6 protein-coding genes and 1 pseudogene are annotated in these 4,731 nt (G+C 61.1%); 3 read left to right on the forward strand and 4 right to left on the reverse strand.

What is annotated here, in order from left to right; all coding sequences use genetic code 11:
- The 4 genes and pseudogenes from EOA27_RS22725 to EOA27_RS22740 form a co-directional block, all read right to left on the reverse strand.
- Window positions 1-548, reverse strand: a pseudogene (locus EOA27_RS22725) (site-specific recombinase); the annotation flags it as partial.
- On the reverse strand, window positions 538-738 hold the full coding sequence (locus tag EOA27_RS22730; RefSeq protein ID WP_127257236.1) for a hypothetical protein: 201 nt from the start codon (window positions 736-738) through the stop codon (window positions 538-540). The gene EOA27_RS22730 and the pseudogene EOA27_RS22725, both read right to left, overlap by 11 nt.
- 37 nt (window positions 739-775) lie before the next feature.
- A complete protein-coding gene (locus EOA27_RS22735) occupies window positions 776-1,465 on the reverse strand; it encodes a hypothetical protein (RefSeq protein WP_126083034.1) in 690 nt (229 codons plus the stop codon).
- On the reverse strand, window positions 1,462-1,977 hold the full coding sequence (locus tag EOA27_RS22740) for a hypothetical protein (protein ID WP_126083033.1): 516 nt from the start codon (window positions 1,975-1,977) through the stop codon (window positions 1,462-1,464). Before EOA27_RS22740 ends, EOA27_RS22735 begins: the two co-directional genes overlap by 4 nt.
- A 153-nt stretch (window positions 1,978-2,130) precedes the next feature.
- Here EOA27_RS22740 and EOA27_RS22745 point away from each other — a divergent pair, with 153 nt between their 5' ends.
- The 3 genes from EOA27_RS22745 to EOA27_RS22755 all read left to right on the forward strand — a co-directional run.
- Window positions 2,131-2,478 carry a hypothetical protein gene (locus EOA27_RS22745; protein WP_126083032.1) on the forward strand — a complete coding sequence of 116 codons (348 nt, stop codon included), beginning with the start codon at window positions 2,131-2,133 and terminating at the stop codon, window positions 2,476-2,478.
- A 172-nt stretch (window positions 2,479-2,650) separates the two neighbouring features.
- Window positions 2,651-2,902, forward strand: coding sequence for a hypothetical protein (locus tag EOA27_RS22750; RefSeq protein WP_245467086.1), 252 nt, complete (start codon window positions 2,651-2,653; stop codon window positions 2,900-2,902).
- A gap of 164 nt (window positions 2,903-3,066) precedes the next feature.
- The coding region (locus EOA27_RS22755) for an adenylate/guanylate cyclase domain-containing protein (protein WP_189562085.1) at window positions 3,067-4,731 on the forward strand (1,665 nt) is incomplete at its 3' end.

Genomic DNA, 4,731 nt, shown 5'->3' on the forward strand with positions numbered 1-4,731 from the left:
TTGTAATGGAGCGGGGCGGCAGCCAGCACGTTCACCCGTTCCGTCTTCGTCCACGGGCGGTTCTCTTTGCGCCGATCCTTTGCGATCCTTGCCTTTTCGAGCTCGAGGCAAGGATTGGACGTGACCAGCCCATACTCCTTGCCGTGTTTGAAGGCCGAAGAGAGCATGGCCATCATGTGGTTGGTGAACGCGCCGCGGCGCTTCTTGACGGTCTTGTCGCGCAGCTTCGCCATGAATGCGGTGTCGATCAAAGCCAGGGGTGTCCCCGCGATTGGCTTCAGATGGTCCATGTACTTTTGATAGTCGGACTGCGTGCGCGGAGCGAGATCGGTAAATTTGGGGGATTTCTTGTAGCTTTCGAGCAGCGCCCCGAGCGTTCCGGACTGCGCCATCTTTGGGGCATGCAGCTTGTCCAGACGATCGACCTCGGCGGCTAAGGCCTGGCCGGTCAGTTTCGGGTCGATCGGCGTCCCGCTCTTGCGGTGATAGACGCGCTCGATGCCGAGCCGGTCCTTGTAGCGTTTGAGCCCTGTGATCTTAATCCTCATCGAGCAACCCCAGCCATTCGTCTCCCGTGGCCGGCTCCGATTGGTTCCGGCTGTCCAGCCACCTGTCAAGCGCGCGCACGTCATACCGCACCAGGGCGCCGATCCTGGTCGGCGCCACTTGGACATGCATCTTCAACCATTCGACCGATTTGCCGCCGCAATATTCGGCAGCCTCGGCGGGTGAGAGCATTCTTTTGGACGGCAATGGCACTGCGCGCTGTCCCCGTTCAACCAGCTCGCACGGCAATGCCGAGATAGCGCTGGAGGCGCTCGACGAAAGCGAGCTCCGCCTTCATCGCGCCCCAGGGCACAATCGCGCCGACCAGCTTTGGCTGAGGCAGCGCCACGCGCGGCAGGCAGGCGCTGCGGGAGCTGGCGCCGAACAGGGCAGTGGCCTCCGCGACCAGCATGCGATCGTCCATTTCGCGGATTTGGCGAGCGTATTGAGACACGGCGTTGATGTCGGGCAGCCCGGCCGCCTGGTAGATCGCGACGTCGATGCTGCGCTTGACCGAGGCCAGCGCCCTGTGCGCCAGACGTTCGACGAAGTCTGCGGCTTCCAGTCCGGCCTCGGTGGCCAGCCGGGCAATATGATGCTGGATGAGGTCCACTGTCGGCCTGGTGATGTCGCCCAGCGCGTATTCGTGCCCGTCATGCAGGAGGAAATAGCCCGCGGCGACGCCATCGCCGGTCTCCCGGTAAAGTGCATCGGCACCCATCACCGAATGCTGGGCCACCGAATAGGCGGGACAACGGTAGAGCCCGTTGAACCGCGCGAGCTTGGACAGCGTGTTGGCCATGTCGGCGAAGCTGATGTCGGATGGTTTGGGATCGACCAGGTCGAAAGCGGATCCGTCCGGCTTGAAGGTCGGGATCACCGTCGCCGTGCGGACTCGGCTTGCTTGCTCCGGCATCATTGCGTCACCTGCGGCATGGCGGACTCCACCGCTTTCAGGACGCTGGTCCGGATAGCGGGGAAGATCGGCAAGGACTCCAGATAGCTCGACAGCACCGCCATGCAGCGTTCCCGCTGACCGGACCAAGGGTCGAGCAGGAGGGCGCCCCTGGCGGCACAATATTCGCCCCACGCCTGGACAAGTCCGCGCGTCGGTTCGGCGTCTGCCGGAAGCGGCAGACGGTTAGGCGCGGCATGCCTGGCCTTATCGATCATGTCCTCGAGCAGATCGGGGCGGACGGTCAGCTGCTTTGTGCTCGCCAGCGCCGCGAGCGTCGCGGCATCGTCGCGGAATTCCACGATCTCGGCGCTCGTGAAGCCGGCGCGGACTAGGTCTTCTATCTTCACCCCGCCGCAGACGGCGAATAGGTCGCGCATGGCCTCGGCCATTTCGAGGCAGCGCGGATGGGTTTCAAAAAAAGCTTCCGGGAAGCTCGGCCGGCTGTGCGACGGGTGTCTGCTGATTTGCTGCAATGTCGATTCTCCTTGGGTGCGTTAGAAGGCGCCGAGCGTGACAGCGGCGCAGAACAGGAGAGCGGCCAAGAAGGCAACGTGTGGAAGCCTGTTCGCGAGCGCTCCAGCCCTGTGATAGCTTGCCGAACGCGAGGCAGATGGCAGGGGGACTAGATGAGGAATCTCGTTTGGGTTGCGGCGCTGTTTTGGTGCGCCGTCTCGGGACAAGCACTCGCGTACAGCGACAAGCAGATGGCAGTGATGTCTCATCTCGGGCAGGCGATTGCCGGGACAAAGATCTGTTCGAAGCTGGAGATCAGCGAAGGCGAAGTCGCCGTGATGATCACCGCCTACAAAGTCGACCTCGGCGATCCCACCGTCGCGGCCGTTATTCGAAACAAGGTCGACGAGACCGTCAGCGCGTGGGCCGGAAAGGGGGAAGACATGGCGTGTGCAGGGGCGCTCATCCTCTACGGCCCTAGCGGTTCCAACGTTCCAGGATTGCTGCGCATCAAGGACTGATTTCATCTACCTACTCCGATGCGCTTATGGTAGGTAACACCTACCTACTTTGTCAAGCGGAGTAGGTTAGCGTTGCTGCTACGCCCCTGTGGAATGACGGGCGGCCAAGAGCAGGTTTGTACTTGTTTTGTTCTCAACCCTGAGTCACACTGCCGCGGCAAAGGAGGCAGTGTTGCTGACGTATTTTGTTGTCCAGAGTTTCAACTTCACGCCGAGGGGAGCCGTCACCGCCGGAAAGGCGGTGGAGGTGCAAGATGCCGAGCATGCGTTGCGACTCGCTGAGAAACTGGCGGGCTGCTCGGCCGGGGTGGTGGCGTTCAGCCGGAAGGGTGACCCTTCAAGTGGGGAGTTCGACGACGCCGTTATTCTTTATGCTAACGGGATTGTTCCGCTGCTTGAGACGGAAGTGTCGATGGCATCCTAAGGGTTCGAAACAAACTGCGCCTCCATCTCGTCGTCGCCCAGCCCTCCTATCATCATCGCCAGCAATGTCGCACTGCGGTCCCCCGAAGCGGCTGCAGGTCGAGCCGATCTAAATGAAGCAGCCCTCCTGAGTCCGTGCTATGTCAGAGAGTGAAGGAGGGGCAGATGAGCGAGACCCGCAAGCTTGCGGCGATCCTGGCCGCCGATGTCGTCGGATACAGCCGACTGGCTGGTTTGGACGAAGATCGGACTCTCGCGCGCCTCCGGGCACTCCGCAGCGACCTGGTTGATCCTACCATCGCGGTACACATCGGACGCGTGGTGAAACGTACCGGTGACGGAGCCCTTGTCGAGTTCCGCAGCGTGGTCGATGCTGTCCGATGCGCCATCGAGGTGCAGAACGCCATGCTCGAACGCAACGCCGGGGTGCCGCCTGATCGACGTATCGCGTTTCGCATAGGAATACATGTTGGCGATGTAGTCGAGGAGAGCGACGGCGACCTGATGGGCGACGGTGTCAACATTGCTGCCCGTCTGCAAGGTATTGCCCAACCTAATGGTATTTGCCTATCGGGTGCGGCATATGAACAGGTACGCGACAAGCTCAAAGTTAATTTCGAGGATATCGGCGACCAGGAACTCAAAAACATTGCACGGCCGGTGCGAGCCTATCGCGTGACCTTAAACAGTGGCGCCGAAAAAGAGCCGACAGTGCCCGACCTCTCCGGTGGAAAACTGGCGCTGCCCGACAAGCCGTCGATTGCTGTCCTGCCGTTCCAGAACATGAGCGGTGACCCCGAACAGGAATACTTTGGCGACGGCGTCGCTGAGGACATCATTACCGCCTTGTCCAAGCTGCGGGGCTTCTTCGTTATCGCTCGCAATTCGACCTTCGCGTACAAAGGCAAGGCGCCGGATATCCGTCAGGTCGCGCGAGAGCTTGGTGTTCGCTACATACTGGAAGGCAGCGTTCGCAAGGCTGGCGAGCGGGTACGGGTAACTGGGCAGCTCGTCGATGCCGCCAGCGGCAACCACATCTGGGCAGAGCGCTACGACCGCCCCGCCTCTGATATTTTCGCCGTGCAGGACGAGATCACTCACAGCGTTGTCGCGGCGATCGAGCCGCAGATTTACGCGGCTGAACGTCTTCGCCTTCAAAGTAGGACGCCGGAGAGTCTCGATGCATGGGGCTGCGTTGTCCGAGCAATGCCTTATATCTGGTTATGGGCTATTCAAGATGAGGACACTGGCATCAACCTCCTGACGCGAGCGATTGAGCTTGATCCCCACTACGCTCGCGCCCACAGCCTGCTCGCGTGGACCTTCGCCACCCGTGTAGTCTCAGGCAATTTGGAATTTGAGCCAGGCATTTCCCATGCCCTCACGCTCGCTCAGCGTGCGATAGACCTCGATCCCGACGACGCATGGGCCCATTTTGCGGCGGGCTACGTATTCGCGATGTCGAGACGATTTGGGCCGGCGGTGGAGGAACTGAACGAGGCACTGCAACGCAACCCCAACTTTGTATTCGTCCACATAATCTCGGGAGCAGCGTACGGCTATGCGGGGCTTGCTGAAGATGGCCTCCGCCAGCTCGAAATTGCGCGACGATTGAGTCCCCTGGACCAAACCCAAGCAGCCAATCTTTCGGTCGAAGGTCTTTGCCATCTGGTCGCCGGCCGCCACGCCGAAGCGGTAAGAGCTGAACGTCGGGCCGTGCTGATGAGACCAAACTTTGGAACCGCCTGGCGCACGCTCACAGCAGCCGCAGGACTGGCCGGTGATCTGGAAATCGCACGCCAAGGACTCGTCGAATGCAAACGTCTACAG

This window comes from Mesorhizobium sp. M2A.F.Ca.ET.037.01.1.1 (assembly GCF_003998075.1).
Classification (GTDB): Bacteria; Pseudomonadota; Alphaproteobacteria; order Rhizobiales; family Rhizobiaceae; genus Mesorhizobium.

Bases quoted from the DNA above. Each gene is read 5' to 3' on its own strand.
- EOA27_RS22730 (WP_127257236.1), bottom strand. From the start codon at position 738: ATGCTCTCACCCGCCGAGGCTGCCGAATATTGCGGCGGCAAATCGGTC.
- EOA27_RS22735 (WP_126083034.1), bottom strand. From the start codon at position 1,465: ATGATGCCGGAGCAAGCAAGCCGAGTCCGCACGGCGACGGTGATCCCG.
- EOA27_RS22745 (WP_126083032.1), top strand. From the start codon at position 2,131: ATGAGGAATCTCGTTTGGGTTGCGGCGCTGTTTTGGTGCGCCGTCTCG.